The organism is Pseudogemmobacter bohemicus (genome assembly GCF_003290025.1).
Classification (GTDB): Bacteria; Pseudomonadota; Alphaproteobacteria; order Rhodobacterales; family Rhodobacteraceae; genus Pseudogemmobacter; species Pseudogemmobacter bohemicus.
The window spans coordinates 33,538-54,293 of the sequence record NZ_QNHG01000003.1; the positions used below are offsets into that span (position 1 = coordinate 33,538).

Consider the following 20,756-nt stretch of genomic DNA (forward strand, 5'->3'; position numbering starts at 1 on the left):
TTATAAGTGAGTAATTGATTACTAACTTAATTGTCAGACTAAGTCAATCTGGCGTGACGGACGACCGGGCTCGGACAGGAAAGCGCGACGTTGACAGGATCGTGCCCGCTTCATCCACCGTGAACCGGCAGGCGCGGCCTGCATGGCGAAAGGTCAGGCGCCAGCGCCCGGCGTCGGCGTCCACGCCAGCCTCGCAGATCGAGGTAAGGCTACTGTCCCGCATGGCCTGCCGTATCCTGTCTTCGGTCGTCTCGAAAGCGTGGGCCAGCAGGGCTGCGGATACGACAAAGTCCGCGCCATCGCGTTCCACCTCTGTCATTGCGGGACCACCAGAGTGCCCGCTGACTTCTCCTGCGGGGCCAGAGCGATATCGGCCAGGGTTGAGCGATCCAGATCGGCCAGGAACGCGGCTTCGGCCGATCGCAGGCGGGTTTTCAGGCGGCAGCGGGCCTCGATGGAACAGGTGCCGCCCTCTGTCCCGAAACACTCCACCAGCGGCTGGCCTTCCTCCAGAAGCCGGATGATCTGGCCCAGCCGGATCTCGGCCGCAGAGCGGGCCAGCATGGCCCCGCCGCCACCGCCGCGCCATGTGTCGATCAGACCGGCGCGCGCCAGATGCTGGATGATCTTTGCCAAATGGTTGCGCGACAGGCCGAGATCCGCTGCCAGTTCGGCGCTGGAAAAGGCGCGGGATGGATCGCCCGCCATCCGCATCAGCATCCGCAAGCCAAAGTCGGTGAAGGAGGTGAGGCGCATGTCAGTCGCAATCCTGGAATGGGTATTTACAATACCTATTAGCAGGTCTAAGCCAGACTGCAAGACGGAGACTCAGATGGAAATGGGTGCAATCAAGACCCCGCCGCCCTCGGCCCGGCCCGAAATCACGGCAGCACTGGTGGCGGAAACCGGGCTGAACGCCGACGTGCTGCGCGATCTGGTGCATCGGTTCTACGGCCGCGTCCGTGCCGATGCGGTTCTGGGGCCGATCTTTGCCGCGCGGATCACCGATTGGGCCCCGCATCTGGACCGCATGGTGGACTTCTGGTGCTCGGTCGCGTTGATGACCGGGCAGTATCATGGCCGCCCGGTGCCCGCACACACGCCGTTGCCGATCAACGCCGCCCACTTCGACCGCTGGCTTGCGCTGTTCCGCGCCACTGCAACTGACACCTGCACCCCTGCGGGCGCGACCCATGTCATCGAACGCGCCGAACGCATCGCCAGATCGCTGCACATCGCCGTGGCAACCGCACAAGCCGAACCTGCGGCCCCACCACGGCTGTTCTGATGAGAGGAGACCCAGCATGACCGAAGATGTCGCCCCGACAGACGCCACCGCCCTGACCCGTCACATCGAGACCCGCTATCACGCCCGCCACCGGGAACAATTGCCGGTGCTGGCCGACATGGCCGAGCGGGTCGAAGATGTGCATTTCGGCGATGACGGTGTCCCTGAGGGCCTGTCCATCCTGTTGCGTCGGATGATCGGCGAGATGGAGGTGCATATGAAGAAGGAAGAGCTGATCCTGTTTCCGGCCATCCGTCGAGGCGGAATGCCCGGGATCGAAAACCCGATCGCGGTGATGCGCGCCGATCATGCAGGGCATGACTGCGAGGTGGCCGAAATTCGCCGCTTGACCGGGAACCTGTCGTTGCCAGATGGGGCCTGTGGCACCTGGACCACGCTTTACCGGGGTCTGGCAGAGTTCACCGCCGACCTGACCGAGCATATGCGGCTGGAAAACGACGTGCTGTTCCCGCAGTTTGAACCCGCTGGGCGGGCCGATGCCTGAGGGACGCAGGCTCGCCTCGTCCCCCTGTCTGGCCGACGAAATCGCCCCAGATGGGTTCGACCCGCTGGCGGTGGACCCCGAACAGGCCCGGGATGTTGCGCGCTGGCGCCATGCGGAACGCACCCGCCTGCGTGCGTCACGGGACGCGCTGAGCGTAGCAGACCGGCAAGCGGCAGGTGTCGCTCTATCCGCGCATTTGCGTCACTTTCTGGCCCAGCAGCTTTCCGGGGCGGTGGGACTGACCCTGTCTGCCTACTGGCCGATCAAGTGCGAACCCGATCTGCGCGACCTCATGGCGGATTTGCACGGCAGGGGTGTGACCCTCGCGCTGCCGGTGGTCGAGCTAAAGGCCGCCCCGATGGTCTTTCGCCGTTGGATGCCCGGCATGGCCATGGTGCGGGGCGACTGGAACATCCCCGTGCCATCGCCCGATGCCGAAACACTGACGCCCGACATCGCCCTTTCCCCGTTGGTCGGATGGGACGGGGCGGGCTTTCGGCTGGGCTATGGCGGGGGCTACTTTGACAGGACACTTGCTGCGCTGTCGCCGCGCCCGTTCACCATAGGCATTGGCCTGCAATCCGCGCGCCTTGCCACGATCTTTCCCCAACCCCACGACATCGCGATGGACGTCATCCTGACCGAGGCCGGGGTTCAGTTCCACCGCGAGGGGCCATGACCACATCCACCGAACAGATGCGCGCCTGGACAGGGCCCGCGATCCTGACCTATGGCTTTCGGCCCTTTTTCTTTGGGGCTGGGGTCTGGGCCGCCTTGGCAATGGTGCTTTGGGTGCCGATGCTGTCGGGCGATCTGACCTTGCCCACCGCCTTTGACCCTGTGTCATGGCATGCGCATGAATTCCTGTTCGGCTATCTGGGGGCCGTCATCGCGGGATTCCTGCTGACCGCCGTGCCGAACTGGACCGGACGGCTGCCGATTGTCGGTTGGCCACTGGGCGGGCTGTTTGCTCTGTGGCTGATCGGTCGGGCGGCGGTGGCGGTGTCGCTGTATCTGCCGCCGCTTGGCGTGGCCCTGGCTGACCTAGCCTTGCCCCTAGCGCTTGCCGCCGTGATCGGCCGGGAAATCGTGGCGGGTAAGAACTGGCGCAACCTGATCGTGCTGGCGATGCTGGGCGTGCTGACCCTCGGCAACGCCGTCTTTCATTGGGAGGCAGCGCGGGGCGACTATGCGGCGGGGGGCTACGGCCTGCGCATCGGCCTTGGAGCCGTGATCATGATGATCGCAGTGATCGGGGGGCGGATCGTGCCGTCCTTCACCCGCAACTGGCTGGCAAAGCGCGCCCCCGGGCGTCTGCCGGTGCCGCCGATGCAACGGTTCGATAAGGTGGCGCTCATGGTTCTCTTGCTGGGACTGCTGGCTTGGATTGCCTTGCCAGACCATCCCGTGACGGCAATCCTGTTGCTTCTGGCGGGCGGGCTGCACCTTGTCCGGCTGGCCCGTTGGGCGGGCGATCGGACCCTTGCCGAGCCCTTGGTCGCCGTCCTGCATCTGGGCTATGTCTTCCTTCCGCTGGGGGCCGTGGCGATTGCAGCCGAAATCCTGATGCCCGGGCCTCTTGGGATGGCATCCGCACAGCATCTGTGGATGAGTGGGGCGGCATGTCTGATGACGCTGGCGGTGATGACGCGGGCCACGCTGGGCCATACCGGGCAGGCGTTGACCGCCGGGCCGGGGACGGTGGGCATCTATGCCGCTCTTGTCGGGGCAGTGCTGGCCAGGCTGGCGGCGGGCATCTGGCCGGATCAGGCGCATCTGCTGCACATGGTTGCAGGGGCGGGGTGGATCTTTGCCTTCGGCAGCTTTGCCCTGATCTATGGCCCCCTGTTGCTGCGCCTTCCTGCAACCAAGCGGATATAGGGATCGTGGGCTGGCTGGAATTTGCCGCTGCCTATGCCGCGTTCTTCATAACACATTCTGTGCCGGTGCGGGCCCCCTTGCGACCGCTGTTGCAGACAGCGCTTGGACGGCGCGGCTTTACGCTGGGCTATTCTGCGCTGTCTCTGGTCGCCCTGGCTTGGCTGATAATCGCAGCGGGCCGGGCGCCTTTTGTGCCGCTATGGGACTGGGCGCCGTGGCAGGTGCATGTGCCACTAATTGCCATGCTGCCGGTCTGCCTGATCCTTGCCTTGGCCATCGCGCGACCCAACCCGTTTTCCTTTGGCGGCGCGCGAAACGATCTGTTCGACCCCGCCCGTCCTGGCATCGTCCGTTTGCACCGCCACCCCCTGCTTCTGGCCCTCGTGCTCTGGGCAACCGCCCATGCCGTTCCGAATGGTGATCTGGCGCACCTTATCCTGTTCGGCACCTTTGCCGTCTTTGCCACCCTCGGCACGCGCCTCGTCGACCGCAGGCGGCAGCGCGAGATGGGAGACACGTGGCAAAAGCTGGGCCGCGAAGTCGCCAGCACACCACTTTGGCCGACATCCCTGACCGGCGACGATGCATTGCGACTGGTTGCGGGCCTTGTCCTTTATGCCGCGCTGATCTGGCTGCATCCGGCTGTGATCGGCGTCAGTCCCTTGCCCTGAGCGTCAGGTCGAAAAATCGTCAATCAGCGGGTTGGGCCTGGCAAATCGTTCGAGATCCGCCTGATCATTTATGGTGATCCGCGTGCCCTCGACTGACACACCATAAGGCAGCAACCCCTTGAACGCGCGGCTCAGGTTTTCGGGCGTCATCCCAAGTACGGAAGCCAGTCTGCGCTTTTCGAAGTCCAGATCAAACGCCGCACCGCCACCGGCGCGCTTCTGCTGCCGCAAAAGATAGTTCGCCAACCGTTCAAGCGAGGTTCGCAGCTTGAGGTCCTTTTGCGACTTGATGACCGAGCGATAGCATTGTGCAAGCTCTGTCACGATCGCACGTGCAAAGTTGCCGTCGACGTCGAATATGGAACGCACATCCTGACTGGGGATCAGGACAATTCGGCTTTTCTCCAGTGTTCGCGCCGACATCAGATAGGGGGCGTTCTTGATCGTGGCCGCAAGGATAAAGGTCGAAATCGGCCGCACAGTGGCAAGGCTGGTGTCGCGCCCGTTCCATTGCGAGAACAGATCGACCGATCCCGACAGGACGACATGCAGGAAATCACTTGGCTCGCCCTCGCTGATCAATTCGATCTGCGGGGGGAAGTTCTGCACGTAAGCGCCCCGCATCAGCGCAAAGAAATTCTCATCGGTCATTCCTGAAAACAGGCCAAGTGCCCGAACTTCGGGGTAATGCTGTTTTGGCATGGCTGCACTCCCCTGTCGAACGACGCCAGCATCCATTCGGCGCTTGATATTTGTCAAGAGATGAATTGACCAGCGCAGAATTATACTTGACCAAGCCTGCGCGCGCAGATGACAATTTCCGATAACTCATTTATTTCGCAGCACATTTTGTGAGATGTGATCTAGATCAAACTCTTTGGGCCGCCTTGCCCGCAGGTCTGGTGCCAATCCCCGCCTCGGGGTGACCACGCCATTCCGCCGGAGGCCCCTGCCATGCAGTCCCACGCCACCGCCTCGCGCGCCGATCAGAACCGCGCTTTGGGCCTGAGTACCATCGCCTTTACTGCCTGTTTCGCGGTCTGGACGATTTTTTCCATCATCGGCGTCGCCATCAAGGGCGAACTGGGCCTGAACGACACCCAGTTCGGCCTGCTGGTCGCCACGCCGATCCTGACAGGGTCACTGACTCGCATCTTCCTCGGCGTCTGGACCGAGAAATACGGCGGACGGCTGGTGTTCTCAGCGCAGATGATCCTTGCGGCTTTGGCCACATGGGCCCTGACGTTCGCCGACACCTACATCATGTATCTGGTCGCGGCACTGGGCGTCGGCCTTGCTGGCGGGTCTTTCATCATCGGCGTCGCCTATGTCAGCCGCTGGTACGACGCGGGCCATCAGGGCACGGCGCTCGGCATCTTCGGCGCTGGCAACATCGGCGCGGCGGTGACCAAGTTCGTGGCGCCTTTCGTGATGGTGGCCTACGGCTGGCAAGGTGTGGCCAACGTCTGGGCGGCCGCACTTGCGCTGATGGGCGTGATCTTCTTCGTCTTCGCCAAGGACGACCCGGCGCTGGTCGAACGGCGCCGGACCGGTGCCCAGGCGCCCGGTTTTGCCCAGCAGTTCGCGCCATTGAAGAACCTGCAGGTCTGGCGCTTCTCGATGTACTATTTCTTCGTCTTTGGCGCCTTCGTGGCGCTGGCGCTGTGGCTGCCGCACTACCTGATCGACGTTTATGGCGTTGACGTGCGCACGGCGGGCATGGCGGCAGCCTCGTTTAGCCTCTCGGCCTCGCTGTTCCGCGCCTATGGCGGGCATCTGTCCGACAAGTTCGGCGCACGGTCAGTCATGTACTGGACCTTTGGCTTTTCCATGCTGTTCCTGTTCATGCTGTCCTATCCGCCGACCGACTATGTCATTCAGGGCAAGGACGGCGTCATCGCCTTCTCGACCAGCATGGGGCTCTGGCCCTTCATCGCCACGCTGTTTGCGCTTGGCTTCTTCATGAGCTTGGGCAAGGCGGCGGTGTTCAAGCACATCCCCGTCTACTATCCCAACAACGTGGGCGCGGTTGGCGGGCTTGTTGGCATGATCGGCGGCCTTGGCGGCTTTGTCCTGCCCATCGCTTTCGGCGCTCTGCTGGACCTGACCGGCATCTACACCTCATGCTTTGCGCTGCTTTTCATTCTGGTCGCCATCGCGCTGACTTGGATGCACCTGTCGATCCGTGCGATGGAACGCGCCGCCCATGGCGAGGTTCTGGACCGCCTGCCGCAACTCCCTGAGATGCAGTCGATCCACTCGCCCGAACGCACCACCATGCCCCGCGTGTTGGAGGATTGGCGCCCCGAAGATCAGGCCTTCTGGGCCGAGAAGGGACGTGTCGTCGCGCGCCGCAACCTCTGGATCTCGATCCCGGCGCTGCTTCTGGCTTTCTCGGTCTGGATGGTGTGGTCGATGGTCGTGGCCAAGCTGCCGCTGATCGGCTTTGCCTTCACCCCGGAACAGCTGTTCTGGCTGGCGGCCCTTCCCGCCCTGTCGGGTGCCACGCTGCGCATCTTCTACGGCTTCATGGTGCCGATCTTCGGCGGCAGGCTTTGGACAACGCTGTCCACCGCCTCGCTGATGCTGCCTGCCATCGGCATCGGCTATGCAGTGCAGAATCCCGAAACCCCCTACTTCATCTTCCTGGTGCTGGCGCTGCTTTGCGGTCTGGGCGGTGCCAACTTCGCCTCGAGCATGGCTAACATCGGTTACTTCTTTCCCAAGGCCGAAAAGGGAAATGCGCTGGCCCTGAACGCTGGGCTGGGGAACCTCGGCGTCAGCGTCATGCAGTTCCTTGTGCCGCTGGTTATCACTGTGGGCGTGTTCGGCACCGTGGGTGGTGCGCCGCAAACTGTGGCGGAAACCGGCGCCAGCCTGTGGATGCAGAACGCGGGCTTCATCTGGGTGCCGTTCATCCTGATCTCGACCGTCGCCGCCTGGCTGGGCATGAACGACATCGCCGATGCCAAGGCCAGCTTTGCCCAGCAGTCGGTGATCTTCGGTCGCACCCATAACTGGCTGATGTGCGTTCTCTACATCGGCACCTTTGGCAGCTTCATTGGCTATTCGGCGGGCTTCCCGCTGCTCAGCCGGATCGCCTTCCCCGATATCAACGCCCTGCAATACGTCTTCCTTGGTCCGCTGGTTGGCGCGCTGTCGCGTGCAGGCACGGGCTGGGTGTCTGACAAGTTCGGCGGCGGGCGCGTCACCTTCTGGGTCTTCGTGGGGATGATCGTCAGTGTTCTGGCCGTGATCCTGTCACTGCAGGCCGGGTCCTTCGCCGGGTTCTTCGCGGGCTTTATGGCGCTGTTCTTCTTCACCGGCGTGGGCAACGCCTCCACCTTCCAGATGATCCCGGTCATCATGGGCCGTGAAGTGCCGCGCCTGATGCCACAACTGACTGGTGTCGACCGTGCCCGCCAGATCGCCATGGAGTCGGGTGGAATCGTCGCTTTCACCAGCGCCATCGGGGCCTATGGCGGGTTCTTCATCCCCAAGGCCTATGGGTCGTCGATCGCCATGACCGGCAGCCCGATCGGCGCGCTGTGGCTGTTCCTGATCTTCTATGTGCTGTGCCTTGCCATCACCTGGGCCGTCTACACGCGCCCCGGCGGGCTTCTCCATGACATCGAGCGCGGCCGTGTGACCCCCGCCGCCGCGCATCCCGCAGAATAACGAAAGGACGCCCAGATGAGCCACCTTCTCGACAGATTGAACTTCTTCCAAAGCAAAGAGCTTGAGCAATTCTCGGACGGCTGGGGCCAGACCACACGCGAAAACCGGGATTGGGAAGACGTCTACAGAAACCGCTGGCGGCACGACAAGATCGTCCGCTCGACCCACGGGGTGAACTGCACCGGGTCCTGTTCGTGGAAAATCTACGTCAAATCCGGCATCGTGACGTGGGAGACGCAGCAGACCGACTATCCCCGCACCCGGGCGGGCCTGCCCAACCACGAACCGCGCGGCTGTGCGCGGGGCGCGTCCTACAGCTGGTACCTTTACTCGGCCAACCGGGTGAAGAACCCGCTGATCCGTGGCGCTCTGATGCGGGCCTGGCGCAAGATGCGCCCCACGATGACGCCGGTCGCCGCCTGGGCCGCGATCCAGAACGATCCGGTGCTGCGCGCAAGCTATACCAAGACGCGCGGCAAGGGCGGTTTCGTGCGCGCCACCTGGGATGAGGCGACCGAGATCATCGCGGCGGCCAACGCCTACACCGCCAAGACCTATGGCCCCGACCGGGTGTTCGGTTTCTCGCCCATCCCGGCCATGTCGATGGTCAGCTATGCCGCCGGGTCGCGGTATCTGTCGCTGCTGGGCGGCACCTGCATGTCGTTCTACGACTGGTATTGCGACCTGCCGCCTGCCAGCCCCCAGACCTGGGGCGAACAGACCGACGTGCCGGAATCGGCCGACTGGTACAACGCGGGCTTCCTGATGCTGTGGGGGTCGAATGTGCCGCAGACCCGCACGCCCGACGCGCATTTCTATACCGAAGTGCGGTATCGTGGCACCAAATCCGCCGTGGTCAGCCCCGACTATTCCGAAGCCGCCAAGTTCGGTGACATCTGGCTGAATCCTCAGGCTGGCACTGATGCCGCACTGGCGATGGCCATGGGCCATGTGATCCTGCGCGAATTCCATCTGGACCGGCAGGCCGAATACTTCGAGGATTACGCCCGCAAATACACCGACATGCCGATGCTCGTCCGGCTTGAGGACCGCGACGGTCACCTCGTCCCCGGTCGCATGCTGCGCGCAGATGATTTCGACGGAAAGCTGGGCGAAACCAACAACCCCGACTGGAAAACTGTCGCCTATGACGAAGCCAGCGGCCAGATCGTGGCACCCAACGGGTCTATCGGGTTCCGCTGGGGTGAGGAAGGCAAGTGGAACCTGGAACAGCGCGCCAAGGGGGTCGAGGCCCAACTGCGCCTGAGCCAGATCCTTGACGGTCACCACGACGAAGTCGTGGGCGTTGATTTCCCTTATTTCGGCGGCGTCGCCACCGGTGACTTTGTGAAATGCGACCACCCCGAGGTCCTGACCCGCAACATTCCCGCCCGCCGCGTTACACTGGCGGATGGATCACAGGCGCTGGTCGCCACGGTGTTCGACCTGTTCTGCGCCAACTACGGTCTGGACCGGGGCCTTGGCGGCAAATGGGTGTCCAAGGACTTCAACGACGACAGCCCCTACACCCCCGCCTGGGCCGAAAAGATCACCGGCGTCGCGCGCGAAAAGATCATCGCCGTGGCGCGGGAATTCGCGGGCAATGCCGAAAAGACCCGTGGCAAGTCGATGGTCATCCTGGGGGCCGGTCTGAACCACTGGTACCACATGGACATGAACTACCGCGGCATCATCAACATGCTGGTGATGTGCGGCTGCATCGGACAAGAGGGCGGCGGCTGGTCGCACTACGTGGGGCAAGAGAAACTGCGCCCGCAGACCGGTTGGGCACCTCTGGCCTTCGCGCTGGACTGGAACCGCCCGCCGCGGCAGATGAACTCGACGTCCTGCTGGTACGCCCATACCGACCAGTGGCGCTATGAAACCCTGCGCGCGGGCGAGATCCTGTCGCCCACAGCACCCAAGGGTGACTGGGACATTTCCCTGATCGACTACAACATCCGCGCGGAACGCATGGGCTGGCTGCCATCGGCCCCGCAACTGAAGACCAACCCGCTGGAGGTGTCGAAGGCGGCCAAGGCCGCAGGCAAGGCCATTCCGGCCTTTGTGGCCGAACAATTGAAATCCGGTGCTTTGCAGATGTCCTGCGAAGACCCGGACGCCCCAGAAAACTGGCCGCGCAACCTCTTTGTCTGGCGCTCGAACCTCTTGGGTTCATCCGGCAAGGGCCACGAATACTTCCTCAAGCACCTTCTGGGCACCGATCACGGCGTCATGGGCAAGGACCTTGGCGAGGAAGGCGGCGTGATGCCGAAGGAGGCCGTCTGGCACAAGGACGCGCCCAAGGGGAAACTTGACCTTCTGGTGACCATCGACTTCCGAATGTCCACCACCTGCGTCTATTCCGACATCGTGCTTCCGACCGCCAGCTGGTACGAAAAGGACGACCTGAACACCTCCGACATGCACCCCTTCATCCACCCGCTGCAGGCGGCGGTGGACCCGGCGTATGAGTCGAAATCCGACTGGGAAATCTTCAAGTCGATTGCGAAGAAGTTCAGCGAAGTCGCCCCCGAGGTGCTGGGCGTGGAAACCGACATCGTTCAGCTTCCGCTGCTGCACGACACCCCCGGCGAGCTGGCGCAGGCGCATGTGCGCGACTGGAAAAAGGGCGAATGCGACCTGATCCCCGGCAAGACCGCGCCGAACTATGTCGCGGTGGAACGGGACTATCCCAATCTTTACAGGAAGTTCACCTCGGTCGGCCCGCTGCTGGAAAAGCTGGGCAACGGCGGCAAGGGGATCAACTGGGACACCAAGGTCGAGGTCGGGCATCTGCGCGATCTGAACGGGGTCGTGCTGGATGAAGGCGTGTCGAAAGGCATGGCCAAGCTGGACACCGCCATCGACGCGGCCGAGATGATCCTGATGCTGGCCCCGGAAACCAACGGCGAAGTGGCAGTAAAGGCTTGGGAGGAGTTGGAAAAACCTACCGGCCGCCACCATGCCCACCTGGCCGAAGGCGCGCACCACACCAAGATCCGCTTCCGCGATATCGCGGCACAGCCGCGCAAGATCATCTCCAGTCCCACGTGGTCAGGGATCGAGAGCGAAACGGTCTGCTACAATGCGGGCTACACCAACGTGCATGAGCTGATCCCGTGGCGCACCCTGACAGGCCGCCAGCAGCTCTATCAGGATCACCTCTGGATGCGGGCCTTTGGTGAGGGCTTCGTCAGCTATCGCCCGCCGGTGGACCTGAAGACCATCACCAAGGCCGTCAACAACGACGCCGCCGAGGGCAATCCGCATGTCGTGCTGAACTTCATCACGCCGCACCAGAAGTGGGGCATCCACAGCACCTATACCGACAACCTCTTGATGCTGACGCTGAACCGGGGCGGGCCGGTGGTCTGGATGTCCGAAGTGGACGCCCAGAAGGCAGGCCTCGTCGATAACGACTGGGTCGAGGCCTACAACATCAACGGCGCGCTGACCGCGCGGGTGGTGGTGTCCCAGCGGATCAAACAGGGCACCCTGTTCATGTATCACGCGCAGGAAAAGATCGTGAACACGCCCGGTTCGGAAAAGACCGGCAATCGCGGCGGCATCCACAACTCGGTGACGCGGGCCACGCTGAAACCCACCCACATGATCGGGGGTTATGCGCAATTGTCCTATGGTTTCAACTACTACGGCACCGTTGGCAGCAACCGCGACGAATTCGTCATCGTGCGCAAAATGAAAAAGGTTGACTGGCTGGACACGCCCGCAACCAAGCATGTGGAGGCCGGAGAATGAAAGTTCGCGCGCAAATCGGCAAGGTTCTGAACCTTGATAAATGCATTGGGTGTCACACTTGTTCGGTCACCTGCAAGAACGTCTGGACCAGCCGCGAAGGTGTTGAATACGCCTGGTTCAACAACGTCGAAACCAAACCCGGCACCGGCTATCCGACGGACTGGGAAAACCAGAAGCGCTGGAACGGCGGCTGGGCGCGGTCGAAATCGGGCAAACTGCACCCCAAGCAAGGCAGCAAGTGGCGGATTCTGGCTAACATCTTCGCCAACCCCGACATGCCGGAAATCGACGATTATTATGAGCCGTTCGATTTCGACTATGACCACCTGAAATCCGCGCCCGACATGAACGCCTTTCCCACCGCGCGCCCCCGGTCCAAGATCACCGGCGAGCGGATGGAGAAGATCGAAAAGGGCCCGAACTGGGAGGAAATCCTCGGGGGCGAATTCTCGAAGCGGTCCAAGGACTACAACTTCGAGAACATCCAGAAGCAGATCTATGGAGAGTATGAGAATACTTTCATGATGTATCTGCCCCGCCTGTGCGAGCATTGCCTGAACCCGACCTGTTCCGCTTCCTGCCCCTCTGGCGCGATCTACAAGCGTGAGGAAGACGGCATCGTCCTGATCGACCAGGAGAAATGCCGGGGCTGGCGGATGTGCATTTCCGGCTGCCCTTACAAGAAAGTCTATTACAACTGGGATACCGGCAAATCCGAAAAATGCACCTTCTGCTATCCGCGCATCGAAAGCGGTCAGCCCACCGTCTGTTCGGAAACCTGCGTTGGGCGCATCCGCTATCTGGGCGTAATCCTCTATGACGCCGACAAGATCGAGGCGGCGGCCAGTGCCGAGCGCGAAACCGACCTTTACGGCGCGCAACTGGATGTGTTCCTGGACCCGAACGATCCTGAAGTGATCGCCGCCGCGCGCCGCGACGGCGTGCCCGAGGACTGGATCGAATCTGCCAAGATCAGCCCGATCTGGAAGATGGCGATGGAGTGGAAGGTCGCCTTCCCGCTCCATCCCGAATACCGGACCCTGCCTATGGTCTGGTATATTCCGCCGCTGTCGCCGATCCAGAACGCCGCCCAGGCCGGGCAGATCGCGATGAGCGACCAGATGCCCGACGTGCGCAGCTTGCGCATTCCCGTGCAGTATCTGGCCAACATGCTGACGGCGGGGGATGAAGAACCTATCGTTCACGCTCTGGAACGGATGTCGGCCATGCGTCTCTACATGCGTGCCCTGACCGTGGACGGCGTGCGCGACGAAGGCATCGCTGCCCGCGTCGGCATGTCGGGCCGGATGATCGAGGACATGTACAAGATCATGGCCATCGCCGACTACGAAGACCGTTTCGCCATCCCCACCGCGCACCGCGAACAGAACGAGGCGGGGGCCGACATCCGTGGCGGCTGCGGCTTCACTGACGGCAACGGCTGTTCCTCCGGCGACACCGGCAAGACCACCATGTTCGGCGGCAAGAAGAAGTCTTTTGCCCTTCCGTTGGAGTCATTCTGATGATGGACCGCACACTCAAGGCGCTGTCGCTGACGCTCAGCTATCCGACAGCAGAACTGCAAGCGGCCATGCCTGAAATCGGGGCCATTCTGGCCGCCGATCCCCGCCTGACCGCCGCAACCCGCGCGGCGCTGCAACGGCTGAGCCATGACCTCGGGCAAGGCGACCTGTTTGATGTCCAGGAAAGCTACGTCATGCTGTTCGACCGCTCGCGCACCCTGTCGCTGAACCTCTTCGAGCATGTCCACGGCGAAAGCCGGGATCGGGGTGGGGCAATGGTCAGCCTGATCGAGACCTACCGGGCGGCGGGGTTTGAGCCCGCCACCACCGAACTGCCCGACCATCTGCCGGTCTTGCTGGAATTCCTGTCGACGCGTCCCTTCGCAGAAGTGCAGGAAACCTTGGCGGACGCGGCCCATATCTTCGACGCGCTTGGCACCCGTCTGGTGCGGCGGACCAGCAGGTATGACGCCGCGTTCGCCGCTTTGTCCCAGCTGGCCAACGTGCAGGTGAATGCCGACGCGCTGGCCGGAATGCTGGCGCAACCGGACGATGATCCCACCGACCTCGAAGCGCTGGACGCCGTTTGGGAAGAGACCGAAGTCACCTTCGGTCCCGACCCGAACGCGGGATGCCCACAGGTCCGCGATATGCTGGCACTGATGGACACACCCGCACCCTCTCTGAAACCGGCCCCCGCCCCAATGAACAGGAGCGCATGACATGTTCGAAGGTTTCGACATCAACTTCATCATCTTCGGGGTCATGCCCTATGTCGCGCTGACGGTGTTCCTTGTCGGGTCCATCGCGCGCTATGAACGCGACCCCTTCACCTGGAAAAGCTCCTCCAGTCAGCTTCTGCGGCGCAAGCAGCTGATCTGGGGGTCAATCCTGTTCCACGTCGGTATCCTGACGGTGTTCTTCGGCCACCTTGTGGGGCTGTTCACGCCGGTCTGGGTGCTGGATGCGTTAGGGGTTCCCTATGGACTGAAGCAGTGGATGGCCGTGCTGATCGGTGGCCCGGCAGGGCTTGCTGCATTGATCGGTGGCACGTTGCTGATCCACCGGCGGTTGACCGATCCGCGCATCCGCGCCACATCGACCACGCTGGATATCCTCATCATGATCCTGATCTGGTTGCAGCTTGCCATCGGCCTGCTGACGATCACCCAGTCGCTTCAGCACATGGACGGGGCCGAGATGATCCGTTTCATGGAATGGTCGCAAAGCGTGGTCACCTGGAACGTGAACGCCTGGGTCACGGTGGTGGACGTGCATTGGCTGTTCAAGCTGCACATCTTCCTTGGCCTGATCATCACCATGCTCTTTCCCTTCACCCGGCTGGTCCACATCTGGTCCGGCTTCGCGGCTCCTTTCCGCTATCTGCTCACGCGGCCCGGCTATCAGATCGTGCGGTCGCGCCGCCGCCGCCCGCTGGAAGAACGCCGCCGTGCCTTTGACGCACGGCAGGCCAAGCCCGGCCCTTCAGCCACCACTCCGGCGGAGTAACTGCCATGAACATCGCCCTTTTTCCAGATGTCACCGTGAACAGTGAAACCATCCCGCAGGCCGCCATCGCCGCCGAGGCGCAAAACCACACCGCGCCCAAGGACAAGCCCGGTATCGCCTGGCGAAAGGCGGCGCAGGCATTGGCGATCCGCGCGCTGCTCTTGCAAGAGGCGCGGGCGCGCGGGCTGGCGGCCGACCCCGAGGAACTGTCCCCCGGCCGGGTCGAGACGGAAGACGAAGCCCTGATCCGCGCCCTGCTGGACGAGGCGCTTACGATTGCGCCTGTGACGGAGGAAGCCATCCGCGCCGAATGGGCGCGCGACCCTGGCCGCTATCGCTCGGCCCCGTTGTGGGACGTTTCGCACATCCTGTGCGCCTGCGATCCGCGTGACGACGCCGAGTCTGCCATGGCAGGCGCCCGCGCGCAGGCTATCCTTGCGCGGCTGAAGGGCGACGCCAAAGGCTTTGCCTCCGCCGCCCGCGAAAGCGATTGCGGATCAAAGGCAGCGGGCGGGCATCTTGGCCAGCTTGGCCCCGGCGATACCGTGCCCGAATTCGAGTTGGCGCTGCGCACCCTGACCGAAGGCGGCATGACACCCGCCCCGGTCCTGTCGCGGCACGGCTGGCACATCATCCGCCTGAACGCTACCGCCCAGGGGCAGGTTCTGCCCTATGAAACGGTCCGTCCAAAGATCGCACAGGCATTGGAAAAGGCCGCCTGGGCGCGCGCATCACGGGGATTCGTCGAGACGCTTGCCAAAGGGGCGACGATTACCGGCGCAAGCCTCGCCCCGATCTGAGCCACGCGAAAGGGCGCATCATGAAGACGGCAGAGCCAGTGCGACGCGGCAGCGGGGATGCGCCCACGCATCCCGGCCTTCTTGGTCGGCCTCTCGACTTCATCAGCGAAGATCATCTGCGCGAACGCCAGATTTGCGCGGTGATTGACGCAATTGCACTGGCCGCGCACCTCGACCGACTGTCCGCGCTGACCGTGCTGCGCTTTCTGAACGAAGAGCTGAATGTGCATCTGCGCGACGAAGCCGAGGACCTGTTTCCGCTTCTTGCGAAACGCTGCACGGCCGAGGACTGCATCGAAAGCGCAATCAACCGGATCAGGATCGATCAGAATGAAGCTCTGCGCCTCTTGCCCGACGTTCGGGCAACGCTTGCCGGCTGCCTTGATGCCGGGTCCGATCTTTCGGCCGAGGGGCGTCCGATGCTGACGAGCTTCGCGGGGCATGTGCGCCGTCATCTTGTCGCCGAAAACGCAATCCTGTTGCCTATCGCGCGCGCCCGTCTGACCCGGACCGATCTGGCAAGGCTGTCCGCACATATGCGGGCGCGACGGGGGCTGACCCACCTTGCGGAGACCCCGAATGCTGAATGATGTTCTGCAGCGCAACCGGGACTGGTCGGCCAAGCGGCAGGCGCAGGAGCCGGGCTATTTCACCCGTCTTGCAGCCCTGCAGGCGCCCGAATTCTTCTGGATCGGCTGTTCGGACAGCCGGGTTCCGGCCAACGTGGTGGCGGGCCTTGATCCGGGCGAGGTGTTTGTCCATCGCAACGTGGCAAACATCGTCCATTCGTCGGACATGAACCTTCTGTCGGCGCTGGAATTCGCGGTCGAGGTGCTGGCCGTGCGCGAGATTATCGTCTGCGGTCATTACGGCTGTGGCGGCGTCAAGGCCGCGACGGAAGGTCTGCCGCAGGGACTTACCGACCACTGGCTGGAGCCGATCCGGCGGCTTGCGCGGGCCTATGCCGTCGATCTGGGGCGCGAGCCAGACATGGAAGGGCGGCGCGACCGTCTTGCCGAATTCAATGTGGTTGAGGGAGTCCGCCGCGTGGGCGAGACGCCGATCCTGCAACGGGCCTGGGCGCGGGGGGCGAACTGCCGGGTGCATGGGCTGATCTATGGGCTGAAGGACGGCCTCTTGCGCGACCTTGATTGCAGCATCGGCCCCGGGCATTTCAATGAGGAGGTGGCGCAATGACGATCCTGCAGCCAGTAGCGCGGTCCAGCTGTGGCTGCGACGGGCATGATGTCGTAAAGAAGTTGATCACCATCGATGCGGCGCTGGCACTGATCGCAGATCGCACAGCCGCCGTCGATGGAACGGAAAACATTCCGCTTGACCGGGCACCTGGTCGCATTCTCGCAAGCCCCGTGACGTCACGCGTCATGTCCCCGCCTTTCGACAATGCCGCGATGGATGGCTTTGCTTTTGCCTCTGCGGCGCTGCCGGGCGACGGACCGTGGATACTTGACGTTGTCGCAAGGGTTCCGGCGGGGCAGTCCTCTACAGTGCCGCTTGTCGGCCTGCAGGCCGCGCGCATCTTTACCGGGGCGAAAGTCCCCGAAGGTGCGGATGCCGTTGTGATGCAGGAAGATGTCAAGCGGACCGGCAGCACCATCCGCATCGATCGGCGACCGACGCCCGGCCTCAACATCCGCCGCGCGGGCAGCGAGATGGGGGCAGGGGGCACGGTTCTGGATCAGGGTCGGCGCCTTGACGCGCGCGCGATTGCCGCCTGTGCTGCCGCCGGGGCAGGATCGATCCAAGCGCGCAGGCGATTGCGGGTGGCGCTTCTGGTGACCGGTGATGAAATCCGCGCGGCCGGTGCGAGGCGTGCCGACGCTCAGATCTGGGACATAAACACCCCAATGTTGTCCGCCGCCCTCACGCAACCCCACCTTGATCTTGTTGCCGTCGAACAGGGTCTCGACAGCCGTGACGGGTTGTTTCTGCAATTGGCAGAGATGGCTGCCTGTGCCGACCTTGTCATCACCACCGGCGGCATATCGGTCGGCGAAGAGGACCACGTCAAACCAGCGCTGCTTGCCCTGGGCGGTGACATCTACTTCAGCGGCGTTGCACTCAAACCAGGTAAGCCGGTGTCCTTTGGTTGCGTCCGGGGCTCGACTTGGCTGGGCCTACCGGGCAATCCATTGTCTGCCTTCGTGACTTGGCAGCTTTTCGGAACGGCGTTGGTCGCCAGATTGACCGGCGAGGCAGGACAGTGCGCAAGGCGCCATGTCGTCACGAGCGCTGCAATTTCACGAAAGGCAGGTCGCTGCGAATTGCGCCCGGCCACCTGCACGGGCTTTGATGGCCACGGGCGCGAGTTCGTGACGGTTGATGCTGAAACCCATTCCGCCCATGTCTGTGCGTTACCTGACAGGGACGGTCTGATCTTTCTGCCCGCTGACTGCGATTTCCTGCCCGCAGGCGCGCTCGTCGAATTCCAACCCTTCTGCAGGACCTGAGGAGGCCCAGAATGAACCTCGCTTACACAATGGCGCCAGGACGCGGCGATACCGACCTGATCCTGTTCAAGCTGGCGAACGCACTGGCAGCGCGTGGCCTTCGCTGCTGTGGCACGGTCCAGATAAACTCCGAGCGTGGCGATACGGGGCCCTGTGACATGGATGTTCGGGTCCTTCCTGACGGCCCCGTGCTGCGCATCAGCCAGGACCTTGGTCGGTCTGCGCGCGGCTGTAGACTTGACCCCGCCGCACTTGAGGCGGCAGTCGCTCTGGTCTCTAGCAGCCTCGTACTAGGTGCAGACGTGTTGATCGTGAACAAATTCGGCAAACACGAGGCCGAGGGGCGCGGTTTCCGGGCAGTGATCGCGGAGGCGCTTTCCAAGGGCATTCCCGTCGTTGTCGGTGTGAATGCGCTGAACCTGCCCGCATTTGAAGAATTCTCTGAGGGCCTTGGAAGATGCTTGCCTTGTGAGATCTCAGCCCTGGCAGATTGGGTTGTAGGTCTTGGCTGTTCCTGCGTGCACGCGGCGTGAATGGCGGTGCCTTGAGGCTGCAGCGGAGGGTCCGATGGTGAAGGTCACGACCCGTCGCCATACACGACCAGCCGAGTGGTGCGCCACGCCTTCTGGATCGCGCCGCGCTACAAGCCGGAGTGGCCGTAATACTGGCGTTCCAGCTGGCTTTCCGTTGCGATTTCGATAGCCTCAAGATATTGGAAGTAAAGGGATAAATCGGTCAATCTCGGTTGATCATACTTGCCACAAGTGCGAGTCTCGGATCATGGCACCACCCTGGACCGGAGATCCAGATCATGACCATGACCACCACCATCATACGCATCGACATCGACACGCTGCCGGAACACGTCGACCGCAGCCGCCCCAATTTCGTAGCCGAGGCCATCGAGGCAGCACTCTGCCAGGATGGGATCGAGGCAAACTGCTCGGACCTCTTCTCGCACCTGAAGATCGACCTGCCGACCGCACAACTGGCTGCCGCCAGCGCCGTGCTGGTCGATCTGAAGTTCATCTGAGGCATCCCCATGAGCACCCTTGCTCAAATCGTCATCCACGCTGGGCCCGAGGCATCCTAGTCGCCCGGGAAATCCGGCAGGTCACGCCCGAGGCGCTGGATTGCTTCAGCCCGCCGCGTGCACCGCGCATCCTGCCGCGCCCGACGCGGGAGTTTGCGCATCTCTGCATGTGGATCGGATGCCAGTGGGTGCATGTGGTGCTAAGGGCCGATGCGCCCGGAGTGCAATCAGAAAGCACTGATATTGCTCGGATTTGCCTACACTAGCCGCCCTGCCAGAGCGATGGTGATTACACCAGAACGATGCAACTCACCCCCGGAGACCACGCCATGACCACCCGCCGCGCCACCGACAATGCTAAAGCCCTCGATGCCTTCATGACCACCAAGTTCCAGATCGACGCGATGCTGGAGCGCCTGAAAGCCCTCAGCGACGACCACTTCGAGACCCACCCCGACGAGATCAACTGGGGCGATGTGGGCACCCTCAATCACTACGCCAGCCTGCTGCGCCAGATCACCGACGCCGCCTTTAAGGAGGGTGAACATGCCGCTTGATCCCGCCCAGCGCCACCAGATCGAGCAGGACGCCATCACCGCCGCATGGGAAGCCGAACGTCTCGCCGCCTGCGATGATGCCATCGCCCTCCTGCGCGAGGTCACTGATCTGGAATGCGACGACGATGGCAACGCAATTGTCGGCACAGATGCCGACGGCCACAACGACCTGATGTCGCGCATCACTGCCTTCCTTGCCGCCAACGACCATTAGGAGGAACCAAAGATGACAAAGCTGACCGAAACCCAGACCATCATCCTCATCGCCGGAGCCCAGCGCCCTGAAAACATCGCCCTGCCGCTGCCCAAGGGGCTGGCCGGTGCGGCGGCCAAGATGGCTGTGTCGAAGATGATCGAACACGGCTGGCTGCAAGAGGTCGACGCCAACCTGCGCCGCAATGAACCGCTCTGGCGCGAGACCGGCGATGGGCACGGCACGACGCTGGTCGTCACCGATGCCGGGCTTTTGGCCATCGGGATTGAACCGGTATTGGTGAAGACCGTAGCAGCAATCCGTCAGCACGCGGCCGACGCGGCAGAGGCGACGAAGCCGACCCCGCGAGCGGGCACCAAGCAGGCGATGCTGATCACGATGCTTCGGGCGCCCGAGGGTGCAACGATGGAGGAGGTCACCGCTGCGACGCAATGGTTGGCACACACCGCGAGGGGAGCGATGTCCGGGGCCTTGGGCAAAAAGCTGGGGCTGGTGGTGACCTCCGCCAAGGAGGAGGGTCGCGGAAGGGTCTACCGCATTGCCTGAAAACGAGCGCGATGTTCCGCTGCGCAGACAGCGTGTCGTTCGATCTCCTCTTCCAATGAAAAATGCCAGCCCCGCAGGGCTGGCGCACCGTCTCGTTTCACCGAAGGCTGCTTAGAAGCAGCACTCCAGCATCGCTGCGCAGCAGGCCATCAGGTCTTCGCCACGATGAATGTGAAGTGGTCCTGCCCGATCTAGTCTTTGCTGAAGGGGGCGAAAGCTGTCAGGGCGCATCAGAACGACGGCCGCCCTTCGCGCTCAAACATGGCCCCTGCGAGGTTTTTACAGTTCGAAAGATGTGGCTTCCGATGGCTGGCGTCC

The 20,756-nt window shown here is 62.9% G+C and carries 22 protein-coding genes; 19 read left to right on the forward strand and 3 right to left on the reverse strand.

Annotated elements, in window-relative coordinates; translation table 11 throughout:
* Positions 1 to 43: 43 nt before the first annotated feature.
* Together DRF71_RS14915 and DRF71_RS14920 are read right to left on the reverse strand one after the other, a co-directional pair.
* Positions 44 to 319 carry a DUF6522 family protein gene (locus DRF71_RS14915; RefSeq protein WP_112311378.1) on the reverse strand — a complete coding sequence of 92 codons (276 nt, stop codon included), beginning with the start codon at positions 317 to 319 and terminating at the stop codon, positions 44 to 46.
* The gene (locus tag DRF71_RS14920; protein WP_112311379.1) at positions 316 to 756 is read right to left on the reverse strand and encodes an RrF2 family transcriptional regulator; all 441 of its coding nucleotides are present in this window, start codon (positions 754 to 756) and stop codon (positions 316 to 318) included. Before DRF71_RS14920 ends, DRF71_RS14915 begins: the two co-directional genes overlap by 4 nt.
* Positions 757 to 832: 76 nt before the next feature.
* Here DRF71_RS14920 and DRF71_RS14925 point away from each other — a divergent pair, with 76 nt between their 5' ends.
* The 5 genes from DRF71_RS14925 to DRF71_RS14945 are packed head-to-tail and all read left to right on the forward strand — an operon-like array spanning position 833 to position 4,345.
* Complete coding sequence (locus DRF71_RS14925) at positions 833 to 1,288, forward strand: group III truncated hemoglobin (RefSeq protein WP_332872066.1); 456 nt, start codon at positions 833 to 835, stop codon at positions 1,286 to 1,288.
* Between the two features lie 16 nt (positions 1,289 to 1,304).
* Positions 1,305 to 1,793, forward strand: a complete 489-nt coding sequence (locus tag DRF71_RS14930; RefSeq protein ID WP_112311380.1) for a hemerythrin domain-containing protein — start codon at positions 1,305 to 1,307, stop codon at positions 1,791 to 1,793.
* Positions 1,786 to 2,472, forward strand: a complete 687-nt coding sequence (locus DRF71_RS14935; RefSeq protein ID WP_112311381.1) for a 5-formyltetrahydrofolate cyclo-ligase — start codon at positions 1,786 to 1,788, stop codon at positions 2,470 to 2,472. The genes DRF71_RS14930 and DRF71_RS14935 overlap by 8 nt, the downstream gene beginning before the upstream one ends.
* Complete coding sequence (locus DRF71_RS14940; protein ID WP_112311382.1) at positions 2,469 to 3,674, forward strand: NnrS family protein; 1,206 nt, start codon at positions 2,469 to 2,471, stop codon at positions 3,672 to 3,674. Before DRF71_RS14935 ends, DRF71_RS14940 begins: the two co-directional genes overlap by 4 nt.
* A 5-nt stretch (positions 3,675 to 3,679) precedes the next feature.
* Complete coding sequence (locus tag DRF71_RS14945) at positions 3,680 to 4,345, forward strand: NnrU family protein (RefSeq protein WP_232831536.1); 666 nt, start codon at positions 3,680 to 3,682, stop codon at positions 4,343 to 4,345.
* A 3-nt stretch (positions 4,346 to 4,348) separates the two neighbouring features.
* Here the strand turns inward: DRF71_RS14945 and DRF71_RS14950 are convergent, their stop codons facing one another.
* Positions 4,349 to 5,047 (reverse strand): cyclic nucleotide-binding domain-containing protein, encoded by a 699-nt coding sequence (locus DRF71_RS14950; protein WP_112311383.1) that lies wholly within the window; start codon positions 5,045 to 5,047, stop codon positions 4,349 to 4,351.
* A 252-nt stretch (positions 5,048 to 5,299) separates the two neighbouring features.
* Between DRF71_RS14950 and DRF71_RS14955 the strand changes: the two genes are divergently transcribed.
* From DRF71_RS14955 to DRF71_RS15025, 14 genes are all read left to right on the forward strand, one after another.
* Positions 5,300 to 8,023, forward strand: coding sequence for a nitrate/nitrite transporter (locus tag DRF71_RS14955; protein WP_112311384.1), 2,724 nt, complete (start codon positions 5,300 to 5,302; stop codon positions 8,021 to 8,023).
* Between the two features lie 15 nt (positions 8,024 to 8,038).
* Positions 8,039 to 11,785, forward strand: coding sequence for a nitrate reductase subunit alpha (locus DRF71_RS14960; RefSeq protein WP_112311385.1), 3,747 nt, complete (start codon positions 8,039 to 8,041; stop codon positions 11,783 to 11,785).
* The gene (gene narH, locus DRF71_RS14965) at positions 11,782 to 13,308 is read left to right on the forward strand and encodes a nitrate reductase subunit beta (protein ID WP_112311386.1); all 1,527 of its coding nucleotides are present in this window, start codon (positions 11,782 to 11,784) and stop codon (positions 13,306 to 13,308) included. Before DRF71_RS14960 ends, narH begins: the two co-directional genes overlap by 4 nt.
* A gap of 2 nt (positions 13,309 to 13,310) precedes the next feature.
* Positions 13,311 to 14,030, forward strand: a complete 720-nt coding sequence (gene narJ / locus DRF71_RS14970; protein ID WP_112312090.1) for a nitrate reductase molybdenum cofactor assembly chaperone — start codon at positions 13,311 to 13,313, stop codon at positions 14,028 to 14,030.
* Between the two features lies 1 nt (position 14,031).
* On the forward strand, positions 14,032 to 14,817 hold the full coding sequence (narI, locus tag DRF71_RS14975) for a respiratory nitrate reductase subunit gamma (protein ID WP_112311387.1): 786 nt from the start codon (positions 14,032 to 14,034) through the stop codon (positions 14,815 to 14,817).
* 5 nt (positions 14,818 to 14,822) lie between these two features.
* Positions 14,823 to 15,617 (forward strand): peptidylprolyl isomerase, encoded by a 795-nt coding sequence (locus DRF71_RS14980; RefSeq protein ID WP_112311388.1) that lies wholly within the window; start codon positions 14,823 to 14,825, stop codon positions 15,615 to 15,617.
* Between the two features lie 20 nt (positions 15,618 to 15,637).
* On the forward strand, positions 15,638 to 16,207 hold the full coding sequence (locus tag DRF71_RS14985; RefSeq protein ID WP_112311389.1) for a hemerythrin domain-containing protein: 570 nt from the start codon (positions 15,638 to 15,640) through the stop codon (positions 16,205 to 16,207).
* Positions 16,197 to 16,814 (forward strand): carbonic anhydrase, encoded by a 618-nt coding sequence (locus DRF71_RS14990; RefSeq protein ID WP_112311390.1) that lies wholly within the window; start codon positions 16,197 to 16,199, stop codon positions 16,812 to 16,814. Before DRF71_RS14985 ends, DRF71_RS14990 begins: the two co-directional genes overlap by 11 nt.
* Positions 16,811 to 18,088 carry a molybdopterin molybdotransferase MoeA gene (locus DRF71_RS14995; protein ID WP_112311391.1) on the forward strand — a complete coding sequence of 426 codons (1,278 nt, stop codon included), beginning with the start codon at positions 16,811 to 16,813 and terminating at the stop codon, positions 18,086 to 18,088. The genes DRF71_RS14990 and DRF71_RS14995 overlap by 4 nt, the downstream gene beginning before the upstream one ends.
* An 11-nt stretch (positions 18,089 to 18,099) precedes the next feature.
* Positions 18,100 to 18,621 carry a DUF2478 domain-containing protein gene (locus tag DRF71_RS15000; protein ID WP_112311392.1) on the forward strand — a complete coding sequence of 174 codons (522 nt, stop codon included), beginning with the start codon at positions 18,100 to 18,102 and terminating at the stop codon, positions 18,619 to 18,621.
* A 278-nt stretch (positions 18,622 to 18,899) separates the two neighbouring features.
* Positions 18,900 to 19,121, forward strand: coding sequence for a hypothetical protein (locus DRF71_RS15005; protein ID WP_112311393.1), 222 nt, complete (start codon positions 18,900 to 18,902; stop codon positions 19,119 to 19,121).
* Between the two features lie 329 nt (positions 19,122 to 19,450).
* Positions 19,451 to 19,678: a hypothetical protein gene (locus DRF71_RS15015; protein WP_112311394.1), complete on the forward strand. Its 228-nt coding sequence runs from the start codon at positions 19,451 to 19,453 to the stop codon at positions 19,676 to 19,678.
* Positions 19,668 to 19,892, forward strand: a complete 225-nt coding sequence (locus tag DRF71_RS15020; protein ID WP_112311395.1) for a hypothetical protein — start codon at positions 19,668 to 19,670, stop codon at positions 19,890 to 19,892. Before DRF71_RS15015 ends, DRF71_RS15020 begins: the two co-directional genes overlap by 11 nt.
* Before the next feature lie 12 nt (positions 19,893 to 19,904).
* Complete coding sequence (locus tag DRF71_RS15025; RefSeq protein WP_112311396.1) at positions 19,905 to 20,438, forward strand: DUF3489 domain-containing protein; 534 nt, start codon at positions 19,905 to 19,907, stop codon at positions 20,436 to 20,438.
* Positions 20,439 to 20,756 lie beyond the last annotated feature (318 nt).

Coding starts and splice junctions, on each gene's coding strand:
- DRF71_RS14960 (WP_112311385.1), top strand. CDS start 8,039: ATGAGCCACCTTCTCGACAGATTGAACTTCTTCCAAAGCAAAGAGCTT.
- narH (WP_112311386.1), top strand. CDS start 11,782: ATGAAAGTTCGCGCGCAAATCGGCAAGGTTCTGAACCTTGATAAATGC.
- DRF71_RS14935 (WP_112311381.1), top strand. CDS start 1,786: ATGCCTGAGGGACGCAGGCTCGCCTCGTCCCCCTGTCTGGCCGACGAA.
- DRF71_RS14940 (WP_112311382.1), top strand. CDS start 2,469: ATGACCACATCCACCGAACAGATGCGCGCCTGGACAGGGCCCGCGATC.
- DRF71_RS15025 (WP_112311396.1), top strand. CDS start 19,905: ATGACAAAGCTGACCGAAACCCAGACCATCATCCTCATCGCCGGAGCC.
- DRF71_RS14955 (WP_112311384.1), top strand. CDS start 5,300: ATGCAGTCCCACGCCACCGCCTCGCGCGCCGATCAGAACCGCGCTTTG.
- DRF71_RS14930 (WP_112311380.1), top strand. CDS start 1,305: ATGACCGAAGATGTCGCCCCGACAGACGCCACCGCCCTGACCCGTCAC.
- DRF71_RS14915 (WP_112311378.1), bottom strand. CDS start 319: ATGACAGAGGTGGAACGCGATGGCGCGGACTTTGTCGTATCCGCAGCC.
- DRF71_RS14950 (WP_112311383.1), bottom strand. CDS start 5,047: ATGCCAAAACAGCATTACCCCGAAGTTCGGGCACTTGGCCTGTTTTCA.
- DRF71_RS14920 (WP_112311379.1), bottom strand. CDS start 756: ATGCGCCTCACCTCCTTCACCGACTTTGGCTTGCGGATGCTGATGCGG.
- DRF71_RS14925 (WP_332872066.1), top strand. CDS start 833: ATGGAAATGGGTGCAATCAAGACCCCGCCGCCCTCGGCCCGGCCCGAA.
- narI (WP_112311387.1), top strand. CDS start 14,032: ATGTTCGAAGGTTTCGACATCAACTTCATCATCTTCGGGGTCATGCCC.
- DRF71_RS15000 (WP_112311392.1), top strand. CDS start 18,100: ATGAACCTCGCTTACACAATGGCGCCAGGACGCGGCGATACCGACCTG.
- DRF71_RS15020 (WP_112311395.1), top strand. CDS start 19,668: ATGCCGCTTGATCCCGCCCAGCGCCACCAGATCGAGCAGGACGCCATC.
- DRF71_RS14995 (WP_112311391.1), top strand. CDS start 16,811: ATGACGATCCTGCAGCCAGTAGCGCGGTCCAGCTGTGGCTGCGACGGG.
- DRF71_RS14990 (WP_112311390.1), top strand. CDS start 16,197: ATGCTGAATGATGTTCTGCAGCGCAACCGGGACTGGTCGGCCAAGCGG.
- DRF71_RS15005 (WP_112311393.1), top strand. CDS start 18,900: ATGACCATGACCACCACCATCATACGCATCGACATCGACACGCTGCCG.
- narJ (WP_112312090.1), top strand. CDS start 13,311: ATGGACCGCACACTCAAGGCGCTGTCGCTGACGCTCAGCTATCCGACA.
- DRF71_RS14980 (WP_112311388.1), top strand. CDS start 14,823: ATGAACATCGCCCTTTTTCCAGATGTCACCGTGAACAGTGAAACCATC.
- DRF71_RS14985 (WP_112311389.1), top strand. CDS start 15,638: ATGAAGACGGCAGAGCCAGTGCGACGCGGCAGCGGGGATGCGCCCACG.
- DRF71_RS15015 (WP_112311394.1), top strand. CDS start 19,451: ATGACCACCCGCCGCGCCACCGACAATGCTAAAGCCCTCGATGCCTTC.